The 20,269-nt window shown below is 65.4% G+C and carries 25 protein-coding genes; 11 read left to right on the top strand and 14 right to left on the bottom strand.

What is annotated here, in order from left to right; translation table 11 throughout:
- Positions 1–5 precede the first annotated feature (5 nt).
- Complete coding sequence (locus A5780_RS22170) at positions 6–464, bottom strand: MarR family winged helix-turn-helix transcriptional regulator (RefSeq protein WP_064901436.1); 459 nt, start codon at positions 462–464, stop codon at positions 6–8.
- A gap of 62 nt (positions 465–526) precedes the next feature.
- Here A5780_RS22170 and A5780_RS22165 point away from each other — a divergent pair, with 62 nt between their 5' ends.
- A complete protein-coding gene (locus tag A5780_RS22165; RefSeq protein WP_064909488.1) occupies positions 527–895 on the top strand; it encodes a VOC family protein in 369 nt (122 codons plus the stop codon).
- Between the two features lie 91 nt (positions 896–986).
- Here A5780_RS22165 and A5780_RS40145 read toward each other — a convergent pair whose 3' ends face one another.
- Positions 987–1,859, bottom strand: a complete 873-nt coding sequence (locus A5780_RS40145; RefSeq protein ID WP_064909487.1) for a hypothetical protein — start codon at positions 1,857–1,859, stop codon at positions 987–989.
- 301 nt (positions 1,860–2,160) lie between these two features.
- Here A5780_RS40145 and A5780_RS22155 point away from each other — a divergent pair, with 301 nt between their 5' ends.
- Positions 2,161–2,964: a class I SAM-dependent methyltransferase gene (locus tag A5780_RS22155; RefSeq protein ID WP_064909486.1), complete on the top strand. Its 804-nt coding sequence runs from the start codon at positions 2,161–2,163 to the stop codon at positions 2,962–2,964.
- Positions 2,965–3,167: 203 nt separating this feature from the next.
- Here the strand turns inward: A5780_RS22155 and A5780_RS22150 are convergent, their stop codons facing one another.
- Together A5780_RS22150 and A5780_RS22145 are read right to left on the bottom strand one after the other, a co-directional pair.
- Entirely contained in the window at positions 3,168–3,494 is a 327-nt protein-coding gene (locus A5780_RS22150; protein WP_064909485.1) for a putative quinol monooxygenase, read from the bottom strand.
- A 326-nt stretch (positions 3,495–3,820) separates the two neighbouring features.
- Positions 3,821–4,822, bottom strand: coding sequence for a zinc-dependent alcohol dehydrogenase family protein (locus tag A5780_RS22145; RefSeq protein ID WP_064909484.1), 1,002 nt, complete (start codon positions 4,820–4,822; stop codon positions 3,821–3,823).
- 100 nt (positions 4,823–4,922) lie between these two features.
- Here A5780_RS22145 and A5780_RS22140 point away from each other — a divergent pair, with 100 nt between their 5' ends.
- The gene (locus tag A5780_RS22140) at positions 4,923–5,864 is read left to right on the top strand and encodes an AraC family transcriptional regulator (RefSeq protein ID WP_227463111.1); all 942 of its coding nucleotides are present in this window, start codon (positions 4,923–4,925) and stop codon (positions 5,862–5,864) included.
- A gap of 23 nt (positions 5,865–5,887) precedes the next feature.
- Here the strand turns inward: A5780_RS22140 and A5780_RS22135 are convergent, their stop codons facing one another.
- Positions 5,888–6,385 (bottom strand): hypothetical protein, encoded by a 498-nt coding sequence (locus A5780_RS22135; protein WP_030514831.1) that lies wholly within the window; start codon positions 6,383–6,385, stop codon positions 5,888–5,890.
- Positions 6,349–6,630: a helix-turn-helix transcriptional regulator gene (locus tag A5780_RS22130; RefSeq protein ID WP_063016007.1), complete on the bottom strand. Its 282-nt coding sequence runs from the start codon at positions 6,628–6,630 to the stop codon at positions 6,349–6,351. Before A5780_RS22130 ends, A5780_RS22135 begins: the two co-directional genes overlap by 37 nt.
- A 3-nt stretch (positions 6,631–6,633) precedes the next feature.
- Between A5780_RS22130 and A5780_RS40140 the strand changes: the two genes are divergently transcribed.
- Positions 6,634–6,792 (top strand): hypothetical protein, encoded by a 159-nt coding sequence (locus A5780_RS40140; protein WP_156769610.1) that lies wholly within the window; start codon positions 6,634–6,636, stop codon positions 6,790–6,792.
- 78 nt (positions 6,793–6,870) lie between these two features.
- On the opposite strand, the gene A5780_RS22125 is transcribed toward A5780_RS40140, so the two are convergent.
- The 5 genes from A5780_RS22125 to A5780_RS22110 form a co-directional block, all read right to left on the bottom strand.
- On the bottom strand, positions 6,871–7,797 hold the full coding sequence (locus A5780_RS22125) for a haloalkane dehalogenase (RefSeq protein ID WP_064909483.1): 927 nt from the start codon (positions 7,795–7,797) through the stop codon (positions 6,871–6,873).
- 22 nt (positions 7,798–7,819) lie between these two features.
- Complete coding sequence (locus A5780_RS22120; RefSeq protein ID WP_030514834.1) at positions 7,820–8,263, bottom strand: TIGR03618 family F420-dependent PPOX class oxidoreductase; 444 nt, start codon at positions 8,261–8,263, stop codon at positions 7,820–7,822.
- Between the two features lie 608 nt (positions 8,264–8,871).
- Positions 8,872–9,966: an acyl-CoA desaturase gene (locus A5780_RS22115; protein ID WP_064909482.1), complete on the bottom strand. Its 1,095-nt coding sequence runs from the start codon at positions 9,964–9,966 to the stop codon at positions 8,872–8,874.
- A 561-nt stretch (positions 9,967–10,527) separates the two neighbouring features.
- Positions 10,528–10,704 (bottom strand): hypothetical protein, encoded by a 177-nt coding sequence (locus A5780_RS41205; protein WP_181065144.1) that lies wholly within the window; start codon positions 10,702–10,704, stop codon positions 10,528–10,530.
- Positions 10,705–11,054: 350 nt separating this feature from the next.
- A complete protein-coding gene (locus A5780_RS22110) occupies positions 11,055–11,465 on the bottom strand; it encodes a RidA family protein (RefSeq protein ID WP_030514836.1) in 411 nt (136 codons plus the stop codon).
- A 44-nt stretch (positions 11,466–11,509) separates the two neighbouring features.
- On the opposite strand from A5780_RS22110, the gene A5780_RS22105 reads away from it, so the two are divergent.
- The 6 genes from A5780_RS22105 (at position 11,510) to A5780_RS22080 (ending at position 15,467) form a co-directional block, all read left to right on the top strand.
- Positions 11,510–11,923 carry a helix-turn-helix domain-containing protein gene (locus A5780_RS22105; protein ID WP_197516580.1) on the top strand — a complete coding sequence of 138 codons (414 nt, stop codon included), beginning with the start codon at positions 11,510–11,512 and terminating at the stop codon, positions 11,921–11,923.
- Positions 11,924–12,317: 394 nt separating this feature from the next.
- Complete coding sequence (locus A5780_RS22100; protein WP_064909480.1) at positions 12,318–12,635, top strand: type VII secretion target; 318 nt, start codon at positions 12,318–12,320, stop codon at positions 12,633–12,635.
- The gene (locus tag A5780_RS22095) at positions 12,632–13,357 is read left to right on the top strand and encodes a hypothetical protein (protein WP_064909479.1); all 726 of its coding nucleotides are present in this window, start codon (positions 12,632–12,634) and stop codon (positions 13,355–13,357) included. The genes A5780_RS22100 and A5780_RS22095 overlap by 4 nt, the downstream gene beginning before the upstream one ends.
- Before the next feature lie 4 nt (positions 13,358–13,361).
- Complete coding sequence (locus tag A5780_RS22090; protein ID WP_064909478.1) at positions 13,362–13,856, top strand: hypothetical protein; 495 nt, start codon at positions 13,362–13,364, stop codon at positions 13,854–13,856.
- The gene (locus A5780_RS22085) at positions 13,853–14,515 is read left to right on the top strand and encodes a hypothetical protein (protein ID WP_156769609.1); all 663 of its coding nucleotides are present in this window, start codon (positions 13,853–13,855) and stop codon (positions 14,513–14,515) included. Before A5780_RS22090 ends, A5780_RS22085 begins: the two co-directional genes overlap by 4 nt.
- A 292-nt stretch (positions 14,516–14,807) precedes the next feature.
- The gene (locus A5780_RS22080; RefSeq protein ID WP_156769608.1) at positions 14,808–15,467 is read left to right on the top strand and encodes a hypothetical protein; all 660 of its coding nucleotides are present in this window, start codon (positions 14,808–14,810) and stop codon (positions 15,465–15,467) included.
- A 155-nt stretch (positions 15,468–15,622) separates the two neighbouring features.
- On the opposite strand, the gene A5780_RS22075 is transcribed toward A5780_RS22080, so the two are convergent.
- The 3 genes from A5780_RS22075 to A5780_RS22065 are packed head-to-tail and all read right to left on the bottom strand — an operon-like array spanning position 15,623 to position 19,679.
- Entirely contained in the window at positions 15,623–17,056 is a 1,434-nt protein-coding gene (locus A5780_RS22075; protein WP_231983051.1) for a serine/threonine-protein kinase, read from the bottom strand.
- A gap of 38 nt (positions 17,057–17,094) precedes the next feature.
- A complete protein-coding gene (locus A5780_RS22070) occupies positions 17,095–17,712 on the bottom strand; it encodes a hypothetical protein (protein ID WP_064909475.1) in 618 nt (205 codons plus the stop codon).
- Entirely contained in the window at positions 17,712–19,679 is a 1,968-nt protein-coding gene (locus tag A5780_RS22065) for an N-6 DNA methylase (protein WP_197521832.1), read from the bottom strand. Before A5780_RS22065 ends, A5780_RS22070 begins: the two co-directional genes overlap by 1 nt.
- Before the next feature lie 207 nt (positions 19,680–19,886).
- Here A5780_RS22065 and A5780_RS22060 point away from each other — a divergent pair, with 207 nt between their 5' ends.
- A complete protein-coding gene (locus A5780_RS22060; protein WP_064909473.1) occupies positions 19,887–20,264 on the top strand; it encodes a hypothetical protein in 378 nt (125 codons plus the stop codon).
- The last annotated feature ends 5 nt before the right edge of the window (positions 20,265–20,269 follow it).

Here is a 20,269-nt window from a genome sequence, read left to right as displayed (position 1 = left end):
ACGAGTTATGCGTCGTCGTTGCCCTCGCGCAGGGAGCGGATCATGCTCCGAAGGATCCGCAACGCGGTCGCCCGCTCGCTCTCGGTCAGGCCGGCCAGCATTCTGTCTTCGACGGACCGGACCGCCGCGCTCGCCTTCTCGAGGCTCCGTCGTCCGCGAGCCGTGAGCCGCGTGGGGAGCACCTTTCCGACCGGCGCCTCCGCGGGCCTGGTCACGTAGCCGTCTCGTTCCAGGGCTTGGAGCAGCACGTTCATCGACTGCCGTGTCACGAACGCACCCCGCGCCAGTTCCGAGTTCGACAAGCCGGGTCGTTGAGCCAGCAGCTCGAGGCAGGAGTAGTGGGTCACGCTCATCCCGAGCGGCCGCAATACCTCCTCCATGGCGACGCGAAGGACGCTCGAAGCCTCTTTCAGCAGGTAGCCCAGTGACGTCTCGAGGTCGACGCCGGCGCCGTCTTGACTCATGTCAGCATTCTGACATAGCGTTGTCCGTGTCAGAAACCTGACACAACCTAAGGAGCATCCTCATGTCCGTCACCGGCCCCGACTTCATCTCACTTCAAACCCGCGACCTCGCCGCTGCACAGGCGTTCTACGAGCAGTACCTCGGCCTCGTCCGTTCACCGGCCGGCCCACCGCACGCCGTCGTCTTCGAGACGAAGCCGATCGCGTTCGCACTCCGCGACATCGTCCCCGGCACCGATCTCGCGTCCGCGGCCCAACCCGGAATCGGCACCGCGATCTGGCTCCACGCCACAGATGTCCAAACCATCCACGACGCTCTGGCCGCCGACGGTCACCCCATCGTCTCCGCACCGATCGACGGCCCCTTCGGCCGAACCTTCACCTTCGCCGACCCCGACGGCTACCACATCACCCTCCACGACCGCGCTTGACAGGGTTCGTCGGCGAACGATCGCGGTTGCGCCGGGTTCCCGTGGCCCTCACAGAACTCGTCACGATGGGCCGGGCCGAGAGCATCCGGCGTTATGCGGGAGATTTGTTCATGACCGTGAAGGCGAGATTGAGCAGACCCACCGGCACGAAAATGCCCGCCCACCATTTCAGTGATTTCAGGCATGCGCCCTTGAGCCACGTCTCGCTGCGCCCGTAGACTCCCGCACTCGTTGCCGCCCAAGCCAATACGAATCCCAGTGTCGCCACATACTGGAGGACGGTCTGAGCGGTGTCGCGGAGCAATATCGCGATGATCGTGAAAACGATGGCGACGCAGAAGGCGATCGTCGCGAACTGGGTCGCTCGGACAACCTGGTTCAGCCCTCTCGCGATATCGGTCCGCCGTTCCGTCGCGATCGGTTCGTAGGGTGTGCGGCCGGAGTCCGCATCGTCCGCGGGCGGCGCCGGATTCCTCAAGCGTGCCTCCTTCACCCGCCGCAGCACCGCCTCGACCTTGTCCGGCAGCAACCGCACCACAGCCAAAGGCGGTCTGGCGTAACCCCTCTCGTACAGCAAGGTGGCATCGGCCGGGCGCAGCCTCAGCGCTCCCACACCGATCTCCGGCCTATCCACGATCTTGTTGCCCCTGGTAAGCGTCTGCCAGCGTTGCAGTTTCACCACCTGGTGCCCGTACCGATATGTGACACGGCGATTGTGGTGGCGACAGCGCATCCACTCGCCGGGCACCCAATTGCGGCACGGTCGCCCCTTGCTCGTGCGCGGATAAGCGCATTGAACCGGCCACACCGACCCACGCAGAAACCAGAGCAGCACCGACACGACAGCTACGTAGACCGGAAACAACCCGCCGATCCACAGCGGCCACGGTATCGGCGACACCGAATCGAGTTGCCTGGAAATCCACTGCAAGGTCGATGGAAGCAGAGACAGATAGTCGTTCACCAGCCACCCCCGTCATTCACATGTTTTGTCACGCAACGACTTCGACGATTATTCCTCAGTCGGGTCGGTGTCGTGGGGCATTCGGGATCGGATCGGCGACAGAGGATGAGCGTCGACGTCCCGGCAGAACTCAGCCCACTCGTCACCACGGCCTGTCCCCCGGACCGCGGTCACCCTGCGAGGGCCCGGCATCGGCAACCGGTGCGGCGCTGTCGGATTCCTGTTCACCGAACGTCGAGCGCCCCGCGTGCCTCTGCGGCAGAGTGGTTTCAGGGCGAGGCACCGATCCGGAAGGGCACCGATGACAACTCCGTCGCTCATCTCCGAGTACGCGAACCTGGATGCTCTTCGGATCCGCATCCGGACGCACCAGCTCTATTCCGAGGTCGACGACGACGTGAACGCCTCGGTGTTCGATGCATTGCGACTCTCGGGATCCGAGCATCTGATCGATATCGGTTGCGGTACCGGAGGATTCATTACCCTCCTCGCCGAGCGCGGCCATGCCGGGCGATTGTGCGGTCTCGATGCCTCACCGTCGGCCGCGGCTGCGGCGGCCCGGGTGCCGGGTGGGGCCGGTGTCCGCGCGACGGCACAGCAGATACCGGCTCCCGACGGAGCGTGGGATTGCCTGACGGCCAGGCACATGCTCTACCACCTCGACGACCCGGTCGCCGCTCTCCGGGAGTTCCGACGAGTGGTCCGTCCCGGCGGCACGGTATGTGTCGTCGTCAACCATGCGAGAGCGTGCGCACGGACCCGCGACCTCGTCACGGCCGTCGCCGGCCGCTACGGGTTCCGAGAGCCGCCGGACATGATGAACCACACCGTCAACTCCGACACCGTGCCCGCCATGATGCGGGATGTCTTCGGCAACGCCGAAGTCCGATCGTCCGACAACGCACTGGTCATCCCGGAACCCGAACCCGCGATTCGGTTCGCGGAATCGCTGTTCGCGTTCTCGGGCGTCACACCGGCCGCGCCCGAATACTCCGAGATCCGTGCCGAGGTGGAATCCGAATTGCGCGGCTGGTTCGCAGCCAACCCGGGCCGGTCGTGGCGAGATCCGAAGGGGTACACGGTGACTACGGCGATCCGGGCCTAAGCGGTTCAGCCGACGCGCCTCCGGCTCCGTCAGTTCCATCGGTCACCCATCTGGCGGTCATGGGGTAGCCGCCGGGGTGCCGTTCCGTCTTACCCTCGCCGCGCTTCTCTATCGGCGGAGCGATGACCGTCGTGCTGTTCCAGCCTTTGCGGCCGGGGCGATTCGGCCACTCGCGGTCTGGGACGGCCAGTCGCGCGACCCGCTCAGCCTTCGGTGATTCGACCGCCGACATGGACGGTGTGGCCGTAACCGCCTTCGGGCTGCTGGGCCAGGAGCGGCGGAACCTGGCGAGAGACCGCCGCCACCGGTTCGGAACGGGTGGTGACGTCGTGTGCGTCCTTATCGCGCCACAGCTGCGTCAGCCAGATCGTGTCCGGGTCGTCGAATGCGATGTTGATGCTGTAGTGGAGCAGGCCGCTCTCGTCTCCGCCGGCGCGAAATCCGGCGAGGAGCACAGCGATCAGTTCGTCACGCCAGCCGGGCTGAGCCTTCATCCGCCCATAGACGCTGAACATGTTCCCACTGGACATACATATCGCCTTTCACCTGCCCACCCCGCGTCGAGGCTACTCCGCAGCGGCAATCGGCACCTTTCACCAATCCACTGCTACAGCGCTTGGTTTCGCGACGCAGCATGGGCAGACCTACGTCCGGAGCTCTTCGAGCCACGCCGCCGATCCTCCCGCGATTCATCGCTCGACGACGCCTTGCTTTCGCAGGAAAACCCCGAGCGCGGCACCCCGGATGCCGGAACCAGCACCAGGAACTGCTCGACCATCCACGACGATGGCGGCGAGCCGGACGTCACCCTCGCCGGCGACCAGCGACGGCTCCACTTGTGCGTCATGGCCCACGTTCAGAGTTTGACGACGATCTTGCCGGTGTGGGTGCTGGATTCCATCAGACGGTGGGCGTCGCGGATGCTGTCGAGACCGTCGAAGACCGCCCCCACGTGCGGCCGGAAGACACCATCGCGGATGCCGGAGGCGATCCAGTGGTTGATCCGGCGGCGACCGTCGGCGGTGACCGACAGCTCCATGTTCGCGTACCCGAGAATTCGCAGCGGCCAGTTCATGGGCATCGCCATCGGGCGCTGGTCGAGCCAACCGTAGACGACGACGGTGCCGTTATGCGCTGCGGCCGTGCTCAATTCGGCCAGGCCCGGTCCGCCGACGGCGTCGAAGATCACCTGCGCGCCGACGCCGTCGGTGATGCGGCGGGTCTCGGCCACGACGTCGGTATCGCCCGAGGCGATGACGTGCGCCGCCCCGTTGTCGAGGAGGTATCGACTCTTCTCGCCGGTGCGGGTGACCGCGATGGGGATAGCGCCGATGCGGGCAGCGGTTTGCAGCGCGGCGATACCGACACCGCTGGACGCCGCGGTGATCAGTACATGGTCACCGGGACGCAGCCCACCGGTTTCGATCAGTCCACCGTATGCGGTGGAGTAGGTCAGCCAGGTGGCCGCGCCGGTCACCGCGTCGAGGCCTTCCGGGCGCGGCACCACGGACTCCACCGGCAGCACGACCCGCTCGGCGTAGACCCCCGCCGAGCTCATCTCGATATTCGGGCCCGTCGAAACCTTGTCCCCCACAGCGAATTCGGTGACATTGGCGCCCACCGCCTCGATCACCCCGGAGGATTCGTAGCCGAGCCGGGATCCCGGAAGCGTCGGCAGATAGTAGTAGGTGCCGGCCCTGAACAAGGCCTCCGCTCGGTTGAGTCCGAGTGCTTCGATGCGGATGAGTACCTCCTTCGGTCCGGGAGCGGGCAGGTCGAGATTCTCGATGGTCAATACCTCGGGGTCACCGAGTTCGTGGAAGACGACGGTGCGTGCGGAAATCGCGTCGGTTGTCATGCCATCGACGATATGTACCGTCGGGGAGATGATCTATGCGTGGAAGTCTCGCGCAAATGTCCGTTCGTCTCGCTGCGCCGTTCGCGGCTACCATGCGGATATGGGTTTGGACGTACTCAGCGATGCCGTCGCGACGATGCGAACCGGCCGCCCGCACTCCTCGCGCCAGCACAAGTCGGCTCCGTGGGGAATGCGCTTCCCCGCGTCCGACGGCACGGGATTCCATGTCGTGTTGCAAGGTTCGGCATGGTTGATCGTCGAGAATCGCGAACCCACTCCGCTCGGCCCCGGCGATATCGTCTTCCTGCCGCACGGCCGCGGCCACGCCTTGGCCAGCGATCCGTCCGTACCTTTGCGCGTGGTGAACCCACTGCCCGACGGATCGTGGCCACCACCCGCGACGGAACCCCACCAACCCGAGGCGCCCAGTACGTTACTGCTCTGCGGCGCATACCAACTCGACCGTCGACGCGCTCACCCCCTGCTCACCGACCTCCCCGATGTCGTCCATCTGCGCCCACGAGTCGGAGCGCACCGCTCCCTGCGAGCGGCGGTCGAACTACTCGGCACCGAACTCGAGGAGTCCCAGCCCGGTTCGGACGCGATCATCACGTCCCTGCTCGACACCCTGCTGCTCTACATCCTGCGCGCCTGGTGGTTGGACACCGAGGACGACGGGACCCCGCGTAACGGCTGGGCCGCCGCATTGGCCGATCGCCCCGTCGCCACCGCCCTCCGCGCCATCCATACCAGCCCCGAAAAGCCGTGGACCGTAGAGGAACTAGGCACCCTCGGCGGCCTGTCACGCGCCGCCTTCTCCCGCCGCTTCACCGCCACGGTCGGCCGATCCCCACTGGCCTATCTGACCTGGTGGCGCATGACTCTCGCCGGCCGCTTGCTCCGCTCCGACGACACCCCGTTGCACACTGTGGCCCAGCGAGTCGGCTACACCTCCGAATTCGCCTTCGCCAAGGCCTTCAAGCGCGAGTACAGCACTCCCCCGGGACGTTATCGCGCTGCGGCACATCATCTTCCACGGTGAGAGCGGAAGCTTCACACGTATCGCTAGTCGAAGCTGTCGTCCTCGGGAAGTTGCTGCGCTGCAGAGCGGCGCCGAACGAGCTTTGCGATCGTTCCGGCGACAGCCGCTCCGACCGCACCGCCGACCACCGCGCCTAACAGACTCTGCGGCAACGAATCCGATGGCAGGGTGCGCCACAGGAAGACGATCACCCACGCGGCGATCAGCGGATACGTCGTGGCATACGCGATCCGTTTACGCCGCGGCGGGAAGCCTTTCAGCACGGTCTGCATATCGATGCCGCGCCGCGCGCAATAGCGCAGGAGCAGAAGTGATGTGAGACTGGGCAGCACGAAGATCAGCAGCGATACCCACTTGGCATCCAACGCTGCGGCGACGATGGCGATGGCGTAACAGCCGTAGATCGTGGCGCACAGCGCGATGGTCGAGCCTCGGTAGAACTCCTCGCGGGCGCGCTCGTCGCCCCAGGCCGGTTCGTCGGGCGCTAGGAAGATGTCTTCGAATGCAGTGGTTTTGGCCATGTCCCCTCCAGATCCTCGGTCCAGAAAATGTCTTCCACCGTCGTTCCCAGCGCACGGGCGATCCGCAGCGCGAGATAGACACTCGGCGCGTAGTCGCCTTGTTCGATCGAGATCACGGTCTGCCGGCTGACGCCGACGGTCGTCGCCAATTGCGCCTGGGTCATCCGGCACTCGCGCCGTCGCTTGCGTACCGGATGCTCCTGCTGATCGCCGACCACGAAACCAATGTTAAGGATGTTTGACATCCAATGTCAAGGAAACTTGTCTTTTCCCGGAGCGTTCGCGGCCCGCACGACCGCGATACCGGCTCGGACACCGTCCGGATTTGGTGGGACGTGGCCCGGTTGATCGATCCGCTCTACGACCCGGATCCGGAATTGGCCCAGCCCGCGCTGCGGATCGCTTAGGCAGTGCCCGACCGCGACCATCGATGGCAAGGGGACAGCCGCAGCGGTCGAGTCGGGCACGCTGCCAATCCAGTCGCCTCAGGCGAGCGACTGGTCCAACGGCGTCGCGTGGACGAAGTCGACGACCACTGCAGCGAGTTCTTCGCCCTTGTCCTCCTGGAGGAAATGCCCGGCCGAGGTGATGGTCACCGGTGAATGCGCTGCGGCGCCAGGGATTTTCGACGACAGCACCTTGTCCCCGCCGCGCGTGATCGGATCCGAGTCCGAGAAGGCACACAGGAACGGCCGCTCGAACGTCTCCAGGACTGCCCACGCGGCCCGGTTCGCGGGGGCGGCAGGATCCTCGGGACTGGTCGGAACCAGGAGCGGGAACTGGCGCGCGCCCTGCTTGTAGGTGTCGTCGGGGAAGGGAGCGTCGTAGGCAGCGATCACCTCGGGAGAGAGATCGGTCAGGCACGCGCCGTTGACGATCTTCCCCGCTCGGAAGTCGGGTGTGTCCTGGCTGAAGCGCTGCCATGCGAGGAACGCGTCGCCGGGATGGCGATCACCGGTCGGCAGGAATGTATTCGCGGCGACAACGCGCGCGAAGCGATCGGGATGTTCTCCGACCAGACGTAGCCCGATCAATCCACCCCAGTCCTGGCATACGAGGGTGATACGGTCGAGGCCGATGGCTTCGATCGCCGCCCAGGTCCAGTCGACGTGTGCTTGATAGGTGTAGTCCCCACGGTCCGCCGGCTTGTCGCTGCGGCCGAAGCCGACGAGGTCGATCGCGATCGCGCGCAGGCCACCCGCCACCAGCACCGGGATCATCCGCCGATACAGGTACGACCACGACGGTTCACCATGCAGCAGCAACACGACCTCACCGTCGGGCGGGCCCTCGTCCAGGTAGTGCATCCGCAGCGTGGTCCCGTCACCCGCGGGCACCTCGACGTAATGCGGTTCGAACGGAAAGTCGGGCAGCCCCGTGAAGCGTTCGTCGGGCGTCCTCAATATCCGCATGGCCCAATCCCTTTCGTCGAAACTAGCCGCCGTTGCTGTACACCCGAGTCGGTTCGACCAGGACCGCCGCACGGCGCTCCGCCGCCATCACGCGGTCGTACTCGTCCCAGTCGTCGTGCTCACCGCCGGCGGCCGTGAACACATCACGCAGAAGCCGACGCAATCCCTCGGCGTCGATCCACGGCTGCGGATCGTCGGGACCCACGATCTGGGCGCGCCCCTCCACTGTCGCCCATGCCCAGCCTTGCCGGAAAGTGGCGCTCACCTGCGGGCGAGCGCGAAGATTCGCGAGCTTGACCTTGCCGTAGGTAACGAAACCCAGAACCGGCTCACCCGTCGAAGGATGAGCCAGCAGCCCGACATTGACCAGCGTGGATTGGATGGTCTCGTCGGATCTGAGAGTGGAGACGACGGCGAGCCCCTTCTCGGCGCGACCGAGCTCCACCGCCTGTTCCAGTGTGGTCATCACATCTCCCGTGGTTGAGTGCTCCGATCCTCGCACGGCCCATTGTGCGCCCGCTGAGTAGCGCGAATGGTGGCGACTTCACGAAGTTGGGCTGCAACTCGCGTCGCGCGATGTCGACTGGACGTCGGGGCCGAATTTTTCGTGCAAACCTCGACGGGAATGCGAGAAAACTGCAAAATTCGGCGAGGTTTGCACGATCAGTACACATCCCCGCACGCCGGTCGATGCTGGATGCTGTGGATTAAGGGCACGAGCACTTCTTCGTGCGCGGCACGGCCTCGCGGACGTAGCGCGGTGGCGCAGGGTTGACGGGATGTAGCGCGGTGCCGCGGGTGTAGCGCGGTGCCGCACGGTCTAGCGCGGTGCCGCACGGTCTAGCGCGGTGCCGCACGGTCTGGCGCGGTGCCCCACGGTCCGGCGCGGTGCCGCGGGGCGTGACGCGGGGACGCCGCGTCTGGCGGTGACGGGCGCGTGGCGCGGTGCCACCAGCTGCACGGGCGATGCTGCGGGCGCCTGATGCAGTGCCGCCAAGCGCAATGCTGTGGGTGCGTAACGCGGTCACGCGAGGGTCGGGCGCGAAGAGCGATGGGCGTTCGAATCGAGCCGGCCTAGCGTCCCGCTGCCGGCCCCTCGTTTGGCACATCCTGCGCCTGGTGCGAACCTCCGCTGCGCAATGGCACACCGACGTCATGCAGATGCCTCAGCGCCTCGCAGTACGAGGTGACCAGCCCGGTCTCGTGATACGGCACGCCGATCTCGGCACAGTAATCGCGGACGATCACCTGGGCGTACCGCAGATTCGGAGTCGGCATGCTGGGGAACAAGTGGTGCTCGATCTGATAGTTCAGCCCACCGAGAGCGATATCGGTCAGCACGCCGCCGCGCACATTGCGCGAGGTCAACACCTGCCGGCGCAAGTAGTCGGGCCGGTCGTCTCCCGTGAAGGTCGGCATACCCTTGTGATTCGGCGCGAAGATGCACCCCATGTAGAGCCCGAACAGCGCTTGGTGCACAACGAAAAACGCAAAAGCCTTGTCGGCAGGCAGAATTGCGAACAGTGCTCCCAGATAGCCGGCGAAATGCCCGAACAGCAGCACGCCCTCCACTACACGGTGCTTGACCGCCCGGTTCCGGAGCGCCCGCACCCCGGCCACATGCAAATTCAGCCCCTCCAACATCAGCAGCGGGAAGAACAGGAACGCCTGCGCCCGCCCGATCAGCCGAGGCAACCCACGACTGGCCCGCGCCTGCCGTTGCGACCACACCAGAATGTCCGGCGCGACATCAGGATCCAGCTCCTCGTGATTCGGATTTGCGTGATGCCGCGTGTGCTTGTCCTGCCACCACCCGTACGCCAGTCCGATCCCGGCATTGCCGACGACCCGACCCATGATCTCGGACCGGCGACGGAGCCGGAACACCTGACGGTGGGCGACGTCATGCATGACGAGCGCGACCTGAGCGAAGGTCACGGCCATGAACGCCGCGACCAGAAGCGTCCACCACGAGTCGCCGACGAGCACGAGGGCCACCCAGCCGGCTACGAACGCAATCCCGACGAGGCCGAGCCGGATGGCGTAGTAGACGGGACGTCGATTCATCAAGCCCGCGTCGGAGATTCGACGTAACAGGCGGGCGTAATCACCGTCGGTACGCCGCGATGATCTCGGGGAGGGCAGTGGGACCAAAGCCGGTGTCGTCATGGTTCTTCCTGGGAGCTGAGGCGCGGACGACACCTCGCCCGCTCGGGATCCCGACCGATGTCGATCGGGATCCGGTGCATCGCGCGGTGGGGCGGGGTGACGTGTCGATACACCGAAGCTATTGGCCGGCTTCTCGTTTCAACTCACCCCCAGGTATGGCATGGCATCGGACTGTGGGGTGATATCGAGCGTCACCGCAGGCAGGTAATCCAGCTGAAGCCTCGAACCGAGCGACCGGCCGACTTACCGCGCAACGACCCAACACGAAGGCGGCACAGTATTGGGTAAACGAGTTCGACCACCACCGCTCGAATCCACGGCGAGTGTGCGAGCGCCACCTCCGCAGTCATCGACTACGTTGTGCGGCTATTTGCGGACACCGCCGCCGACCTTGCCCACAACGAGCCATAGCCCGATCGGCGCTGGGACCCCCGCAACGCGGCGAGTGGCGGCGGAAGTGGGGTACGACCGCGTATGTCTCGCCGATTGCACAGCGTCCGGCACGTCGCTGCTCGTCGGAGAGCGCGTCACCCGGGCCACGCGGGCCTCAGGAAACCGTTATCACCGCTGGTAGCTGGCGATGACGCCCCAGAACAAAGGGCGGTCGATGATGCTGAAGTCCCAGTCGTCGACCAAGGCATGCAGATTGTCGACGATGCCCTCGATGTCGAAGTCGGCTGCCCGAGCGGTCCCCGTCGATTCGACGAGGCCGATCACATACTTGACGGCGGTTCCCATTGCGCCCGTATTCCCGGGATTCGGACTGCCAAACAGGGTTCGCGCCGCAATCACACCGGCGCGGAGAGCTTGCGTCTCTAGTCTTTTCGGCCGCCTCGCTGACGGGGCGGCTAGCGTGAGACGAGGCTGCCCGTGCGGTTGCCGCCATGGGGCATACCGGCAGCCGAATCATTCACGACAGCTTCGACAGGCAGGTGCTCCCGGCCCAGGGCAGTTGGGCCGGGAGCACATACCCAGTCCCGCGTGCACCGTGGCGAGGGCAGTGAAACCGGGTCGTGCGGGCGGGTAACCGCCCATCTCGGCGATATGCATTGAGAAATCATGAAATTGCTAGCCGATATTCCTGCCGGTCAGTCGAGCACCGCGGTCGCCTCGACCTCCACCCGCACATCCGGCTCGAAAAGGTAGTCGACACCGATCAGTGACGCCGGAGGCATCGGAATCGGCAGTCCGATCTCCGCGGCGACCGCCTCCACGCCGGCCATGAAGTCGTCGATCTGCTCCGGGCTCCACCTGGTGACGTAGAACGTCAGGCGCAGCACATCCGCGAAAGACGCACCCGCACCGGCCAATCCGCGAGCAGTGTTGCGCAGTGCCTGGGCGACCTGGCCGGCGAGATCGCCCGGCACAACCGGAGTGCCGTCCGCGAAATGTGCGACCTGCCCGCTGACGTGCACCTGGCGCGATCCGGTGCCTACAGCCACGTGATGGTAGGGGGTCGGCTGCAACATTCCCTCGGGCGTGAAGTGCTTGACAGTCATGCTCTGGACCTTTCGTTTCGAAGTATCGCTAAGATACTTAGTTGATGAAGGACACTTCAACGAAACCAGGTTTCAGCATGGATACCAACGGTGAAATCCGCATCGAGACAGCGCACCGTGACCTACTCGATCAAGTGCTCGACAAGTGGTCGCTCAGCGTCCTCAACGAACTCTGCGAACGCCCGTGCCGCTTCAACGAACTACGCCGCGCCATTCCCGCGGTCACCCAGAAGTCGCTCACCGCGACCTTGCGCAGACTCGAGCGCAACGGCGTGATCGAACGCGTAGTCGTCACCACCCGCCCGGTCGCGATCGAATATCGAATCACCCCCCTCGGCAAAACCCTGCGCCATCCTGTCGACGTACTGCTGGCGTGGGCAGCCGACCATATGCCGGCCATCGAATCTGCGCGCGAGACTTACGATGCGCGCGAGGAGGACACGGTCCTGGGTTCATGACACCCACCGCCCTCGGCCATCGCGGCAAGATCTGGGAGAGCTGGCGGTTGGTGACGGTCGTGCGTGATGCTGGTGGATACCGCGTGCGGCGCTGGAGGCGCAAGCCCGAGTTACCCATCTCGGCCGCGACGGATGCGAGCGGCCTCGTTCAGCAACGTTCCGACGAGCAACTCCCGCCTCGTCCCGCGAAACTTCATCGAAGCCAGCCGAATCCACGTCGGCGGCAGACGATCGATGCGAACGTTCGCGAACCGCGGAAGACTCGTCGAGACCGTCGGCGTTCACGTCTGCCGCCCTGGGCAGAGAGCGCGCCGGTGGAAGTTGACCGGAACCGACCGCGGGCATCGTCCGTCCAACAGATCAGAAGTGTTCAACCCCGCACGCAAGGAGCGCGATGACCGACTTCCAAGTCGTACCCGACGATGTGGACAAGTTCAGCGGCGCGATGCGTGATCTCGCGGGCCAAGCCGGCGCAGCAGGCAGCCACGCGACGAAGTGGTTCAACCTCTCGGATGCCCACACCGGCATATTCGTCGAGGTCAAGGGGATCGTCGAGCATATCCGGCAAAATCTCGAGGACAACTACAAGCACCTCCAGACGCTGGCCGACGGCTCGGCGACCGAACTCGCCAAAGCCGCCCAGCTCTACCGAACGACCGACTACGAGCACGCTCGGCAGCTCGACGAGACATATCCGGGGAATGCGCGATGACCCGTCCCGAAGAGAAGCTCGTCGACCCTCAGGCCGAGGACCCGATGCCGGGCCTGGTGTCGTTCATCGCCGGGGGAAATTTCGTCTCCCCCGCCTACTACATCTCGACCACGATCAAAACCCTCGTCGGCTTCGACATTTACGGCTGGGCAGGAGAGAAGGTCAACGGCGACTGGGAGGCGGTCGCGAAGGCCGCCGGAGCCGCGGGCAACCTGAGCCGCTTCAATTCGGCGTATGCGGAGTCGATCAACACTCAGTGGCTACAGACCGCAGGCGCCACCTGGCACGGTCACGCCGCCGACAGCTCGCAGACCTATTTCACGCATCTCGCTGCCTGCGTCGAGTTCCAAGTTCGCCCGCTCGAAGAGATCGAACGGCAGCTGACGAATATCAGCACCGGCATGCGGGAACTGGGCCGCCGAGTCGGGGACTTTCTACAGGACATCTCCGATTTGGCCCTGCTCTGGCTCGCGTCGCAAGCGGCGGAGGCGGTGCTCGCTTCCAGTCTGGTCGGCGCTCCCGCCGCAGCTGCCCAAGCCGCGGTGTCCGCGGCCTACCTGGTCCAAATCGTGGCGAAGGTGGGCGAACTCATCAAACTCGTCACCACCGCGTACAAGGCGATATACGGGATGATCGGGTTGCTGAACGCACTGTCGAGCCAGACGACCCCGGAAAACCTTCCCGCACTGCCGAATTCGACCTACGACCACCCGGGGGTTTGATCGAATGGAAGATCGCTCCGAAGTCAGCTTCGACGTGGCACACGGCGACATCGCAGTGTCCCGCCAACTGCGCCGTTCCCTGGAAACGATCAAGTCCGCCGTAACCGACCCCGATCTGCGAAAGCAACTCGACGATGTACTGAACGGCCGCCGCAGCATGCGAGACTTCGGTACTTCCGACGCATTCGCGGGAATCATGGACTCCGTACCCGCCGGCCAGCTGAACCGCGCCCTGACGATGCCGGAAGACCAGCGTCAGGCTCTGGCCCAAGCAGGCGAACAAGAACTCGAACGTCTGCGAGGCGATCAGCACGAGTCCGCGCCCACCCCGCCTCCGAGCAATGTGCCGCCGACTCCCTCGACTTCCGCGAAAGATACTGGCAGCCCGGTGATCCCACAAACGAGAAAACCGAATCGCGAGCAGCTGTATACCCCCGATGAACCGGATGAGGACGATCTCTACTTCCAACAGCGACGCAACCGAGGATGGCTGGAGTGAACCCCCGCTCGGGCGCGCAAACCGATATGGCAGTGCGAATTCGCCTCCGCGAGGACTTCGCGGAAGACCCCGATTTCGATCCGCAGGAAACCTTCGTCCTGCAACTGGCCGACGAGCTACCCGACGTATGTACCCGCCACGGCGAGACGGCGATCGAACAGCGCAACAAGGACTTCGACTTCCGCCCGAAGACTGTCCGGCGTTCTACAGAACAACAATGGATACAGCGAACCCCTTCGTACGAAGTCCGATTCCTGCTGCGAGGCTTCTACCGCGTCGCCACATTCAGATGGTTCGAGGTCAACCCACCATCCACCATCCTCGAGGGAACGTGGCCGATCTGCGCGAAATGCGAACGCACGAGCAGGTTTTGCCAATACACCGCACACGCGATCGTCCTTCTGGGCCTCGCCGCAATTCTCGTCATCCTCGCAGCCACCCAAACAACGACCTCCGACCACCTTCCCGTACCGCTTGTGTTGGCCGTCTTCCCGGGATGGGGGCTGTTCGGGTTGATCGCCGCATACCTGCTCTACCGCCGCTCCACGACGTTCGTGCTGTTCCGGCCCATTGCCGATCTCGAATCAGTACGGATCAGGGCACACCCGCGATTCGTAGCGGCGTTCGAATCTCGCGGGTCGGTGCCTGGGGAGGCATAGACCGTTCTGCCCCGCGAAATACGTCCCCCAGAGCAGATCCAGTACACATCGGGGCCGACCCGTCCCGTTCCAGACCACCAGCGGCAAGGAGGGGCATCAGATGCTCATCATCGGACACGACGGCCACCGGCTGGAGGTCTACAACCCTGGAGAAGCACCAGCTGGATCACGGTCGACCAATTCGTGAACGGACACGTCGGGGACATGCCGGGGCCCGACGGGAATCCGCAGGGTGTGCCACAGAACGTCGACCGCGCTTGCTCCCCCGACCGTCATGAGCAGCCGAGGAGACATGGCGACAGCATCGACGACGAAGCATTCTCGACCACAACGCTTTTCGCGCCGTCTCGCCGCCATTGTGGTTGTTCTGCTGCTCATCCCCGTGGTTGTCGTGCTCTCGGTTCGCTATCGGCACGTGCACTCGCCGAGCGGAACAATCGCGACCGCAACACCCGCACCCATGCAATGCCGCCTCGATCCCGGTGTCCTCACGCAAACGCGCACACACAATTTCGAACAACTCACCGATCAGAGCGCCGCCCACCTCCCCGAAGGCGGCGACCTCAACCTGTCGTGCAACTGGGGACAAGTGCGCGGGGAAGACGGTATCGACCCGCGTCACTTGGAATTTCGTGTGCAGCGCTTCGACATTCCACGGACCGGTGGCACGGCGCGAGAACAATTCGACCGGCAAGCTCAGACCCCCTACGCCATGGGGCGGCGAACGGACACCGCAGTGCCGGGATTAGGCGACGGAGCAACATTCGCTGTGACCACGGACCGCAACGATCAGAGCTTGATGCGACTGGCCGTGTGGCAGGGCAATCTGCTGGTGAACGTCTACGTCCGGGGCGAACAACGGCACCTCTTCTGGACCACCCAGATGTCCACCGAGGAAGCACGGCAATCGAGCATCGCGGTCGCGAAAGAGCTGCTGCAGCGCACATGGTAACGCCCCGTGCGTATTTCGCCGGCAGTCGGCGCACCTGAACGAGCTTCCCCGTCAGGTCATTTCGACGCAGGATCCGAACCGGGAGATCTCAGCACTGCAAACATCGTTCCAGGCGCGAATCCGCTATGCGAAACGATGTCGCGAGTCCGAGATTCTCACCGCTCCCCTCCCATCTCGATCAATTTGATCTGTTCGACCAGGTCCACCACTCGCCGATCCTGCTCCCCATACCGCACCGCCATCTGACTGTGCAGCCGGCGCAACCGGGTCAGCGCCGCGGTGATGTCACCGTTTTGCACATCGCAGGTGGCGAGTTGGCGTTGACAGTGCATCACCTGTTCGTCGTATGGGCCGCGTTCGGCGGTGAGGTCGTCGATGAGGGTGCGGAACAGTTCCGCGGCACCGGTGAAATCGTTGCTGTCGAATCGGAGTGCGGCGAGGTTGAGGCGGGCTTCCACCACATCGGCATCCCGCGGACCGAGTTGCGAAATAGCTTGTTCCACCACGGTTTTCAAGTTCGCGATGGCGGGGGTGAAGCGCGATTCGGCGGCGAGATCGCGGGCACGGTGGATGGCGCGTTCGATATCGGAGCGGCTGAAATCGGTGGTACGCGGGGGTACTACCACGGTTTCGCCGGTGACGATCGTCGGCGCGACGACGGTCGCGGCGGTGCGCGACGTACCGGCCGTGCTGGCTGCGGCGGCGTACATCCGTGCCGGTCCGTACGGGTCCTTGACTTCCGGGAGCTCCGCCACACCATCGGTGTAACGCATCAACACGGCGTGGACGGTGGCAGCGTCTTCGGGCCGGCGGTCCGGCGATTTCGCAATCGAACTCATGATCAACCGCGCCATATCGACCGGAACATCGGGACGTTCACGGCGGATCTCGTTCGGCGTGAAGTGAACTTGGTTCTGCCACACCACATATGGCGAGCTCCCGGTCATCACACGATCTCCGGTGAGCAGTTCGTACAGCACCAGCCCGAGCGCGTACAGGTCGGTCTGCGGCACCACGGTGCGCCCCTCGACTTGTTCGGGTGCCATGAAGGCCGGTGTGCCGAGCGTATTTCCGGTGCTGGTGTACCGGGTCATGCCGGTGTCGGTGGTCACGGCGAGGCCGAAGTCGAGCACCTTCACCGTTCCGTCGGCACACAGCATGAGATTGGACGGTTTCAGATCGCGGTGGTAGATCCGGTTGCGGTGCGCCGCGACCAGCACTGCCGCGGCTTGCGCGCCCAGCGTCGCCACGACCCCGACCGGGAGCGGGCCGCGCCGGGCGAGGAGTTCGTCGAAGGTGGTGCCGTCGACGAATTCCATGACCAGATACGGCCGTTCGGGCGGGCCTGGTGAGATGCCGGCGTCGTGGATTGCGGGCATGCCGGGGTGGCTGATCTGCGCCATGAATTCGGCTTCGCGCAGAAAACGCCTAATCCAGTTCGGGTCCCGGTCGAGGTTCGGGTGGGTGATTTTCACCGCGATCCGGCGTTTGAGGTGACTGTCGTAGCCCTCGAACACCTGCCCCATCCCACCGGCGCCGATCTCTCGGACCAGTTCGTACCGGCCTCCGTCGATTCGCGGTTGTGTCACCGCCACCTCCGTGAGTCCACCACTGCCGACACGTCAACCTACTCGTCGACGGTAGCCGGTCGCAGCGCCCCCGCCGCCAGGCCCCTGACCCCGGCACGCACGACCTGCTCGACCGCCGCACGCCGCAGCCGCCATGCAACGTCCACGTCGGCCAGCTGCCGGAAGGCGGCGCCGAGCCGGCGTTGGTCTATGAGCGGAACACGCGGAATCTGCACGCGATACAGGTCGACCGGACCGTCGGCGATCGCGGCGCGCAGCACCCCGGCCAGGAATTGCGGGTCGATGATGGTGGCGCTACCGCGCAGCAGATGAATTCCGGAGCCGAGCAGCACACCGTCCTCGGTGCAGACGTGTGCGGCCGGATCGGCGCCCATGACGACCGCGACATCCCCGGCTCGCACCAGCACCGCGCCAGGCGCGTCGGAGTCACCCCACCGCGACGCCGCCCGACCCAGCCGCACGTCCTTGGCCGACAACATCGCAGTGTCCCCGCTACCGACGGTCGGCGGCGCTTCGTAGACGTGCAGCGCCTCGGCGGCCACCAGATCCTCGAGCGAAATCGAGTCGTGCGCAACCGGACCGGGCTCGAGGAGCGGCGGATCCACGAGGGGCTGTTCGATCAGCGCGGACCGCAGCTCGGCATAACGCTCGCTCACTACTTGTCCTTCCTGTGCTCGTCCTGCGGCACGAGGGCGCCCGCCGTGAGTCCGGTGGTGATCAGCTCGGCAGTGTGGTCGGCGGCTGCCGAGGCCCGGTGCGCCACGGTGCGCAGCAGGAACAGCTGCCGAAACAGCGCCCCGTATCGGCGCTGTTCCTCCAGCGACAGCACCGGCACGCGCAGCCGGGACAGGTCGAAGCGAACCGTGGATGTTCGTATGGCGGAGACGTTTTCGGTGCCGGTAAGGAATCCGGCGAGGAACCACGGATCGAGCCGGCTGCGGTCCACCCGAAGGGCGTGCACATGCGGGCCGAGGACCGCACCGGCATCCTCCGCGGTAGCGACGCGCGCGGTGCGGCCACCGCTGCGGTCGCTGCGCACCGCGGGCATGAGCACGTCGCCCTCGCACACCTCGACCGGTTCGTCGGGCACCGAATCCATCGCGCCCGAGGCCGGAGTTCCGTTCGCGACATCCGGCGCGGTCAGAACGCGGCGATCGCCGGGCGGTCGCTCCGAACCGGGTGGTGCGGCCCGAAACCATTGCAGCTGACCATGGTTGACCAGGTCCGCGATGCCGATGAACCGCCACGACTTCCCGCGAGACTCCGCCCAGCCCGGCACCTCGGCGAGAACGTCGGCCAGGTCCGCGGCCGCCGCGCCCAGACTGTCGAGTGCCGCACCGACCTGTTGGGAAACCGCCCCCGAATCGAGCGCCGATCGCACATACCGGGCGGGAGTAAGGTCGACCTCCTCGTCCAGCAGATCGACCAGCCGCACCACCGCCGACACCCCCGACTCGGCTGCGCTGTCGAAGCTGCCTTCGTCGAACGCCTGCCACAGCGCGATCACCGCATCCTGTCCGAGACGATCGCCGTCCAGACGCGCCCCGCCGGCGGTGTCGACGAACAGCATCGAGTCCGGTACCGCCGCACCGACTTCCGGTCGCCGCACCACCCATATCTGCAGTCCGACGTGCCATGGCTGCGCGACACCCGGCGTCAAACCGATCACGGCCCGCAGCGCACCCGCACGCACCAGGTTGGACCGGATCTTGCGCCCGGACGTCCGGGTTGCGACCGCGGGCGGCAGCAGCAGCGCCGCGATACCGCCGGGCCGCAGATGGGCGATGGCGTGCTGCACCCACGCGAGTTCCGGTTCTCCGCGCGGCGGGAGCCCGTAATCCCAGCGGGTGTCGAAGGCGAGCTCACCCGAGCCCCAGTCCCGTTGTCCATAGGGCGGATTGCACAGCACCGCATCGACCCGGAGGTCGGAGAATGCGTCGGCGGTCAGACTGTCCCCAGCCCGCACCACTGGCTCCAGAGCCGTCTCGGCTTCGATCAGCAACCGGGCGCGCTGCACCTGCACCGGCACCGAATCCTGCCCGTACAGTTCCTCGGCGCCGCACTGGGCGGCCGCGAGCAGCAGGTTACCGCTGCCACACGCCGGGTCGAGGACGCTGCGCACCACGGGGGTGGTCGCCGACCGAAGCAGCGCCGCCATCATCGATGCCACCGCCGGCGGAGTGACATAGACCCCGGTCGAGGCGGCATCGTCCATCGCGCGTTCGGACAGGATGTCGAGCGCGGTACGCACCTGCTCGGTGCTGGTGGCCGACCGCAGGGCGGCGGCGACCTCGGTCGCCAATTTCCGATCGTCGGCCCCGGAGGCGGACCAACCGTCTTCGGTACGACGCAACACCTCCATCACCTTGGTGACAGCCTGCGGCGTCGCATGCGATCGAACCAGTGTGCGCAGTTCGGCCTCCGGCGACTGCGTCGCGTCGATGCTATGCGAAGCCAGCCATTCCCGCACGGCGTGCAGATCGAACAGCGGCCGTGACTCGTTGCCCGCGACCGGGTCAGGGAAGTCGTCGTGGCGGCGACGCCAATTGCTCACCGTGGCACGAGTGACGCCGGCGAGCCGCGAGATCTCTGCGGCGCTCACCTTCGCTACGGGCTTCGGCATACCCCTCCTCTCGCGGGTCTGCTCACACACTGCTGGACCGGTGAGCAAAAATCAATCTTCCGATCGACATTGACAATGTTTTCAGTTCATCCTACTGTTTACATCAGCCTCAAAGCACGCCGACACCGGCGAATCTCCGCACCTCAACCCCTCCCGCAGCCGTCGCCGTCGAGCGATCCCTGCTGCCGTAAACGACAGGACTTCGCCATGAGTCACGAACCCGACCGCCCCATCGACGTATGGGACACCGCACCACCGGACCGCCCGCCCGCACCGGATCCGATGCCGCCGTATCCCCCGAGCGCGGGCGGGCTGATCGAGCCGTATCCGCCGGTTCCGCCCACCGCACCGCCGTACTACCCGGCCGAATACTTCACGTCCCCCGGGCCCGCGCACCCCGCTGTCCCCCAGGCCTTTCCGTCACCACCGCCGATGATGAACGTGGTCCAGCAGTTCCCGCCCGGAGCGCAGGTCGTCGTCACACGATCGTTCCCGCACGGACTGCATCTGGTGCTCACGCTCATCACCTGCGGGCTGTGGTCACCGATCTGGTTGATCCATTACCTGCTCGCATCCAACAACTGACTCAC

Origin of the sequence: Nocardia sp. 852002-20019_SCH5090214, assembly GCF_001665865.1 — a bacterium.
Lineage (GTDB): Bacteria > Actinomycetota > Actinomycetes > Mycobacteriales > Mycobacteriaceae > Nocardia > Nocardia nova.
The sequence above is the reverse complement of the archived record's forward strand: the minus strand, read 5'-3'. Positions and strand labels throughout refer to the sequence as shown.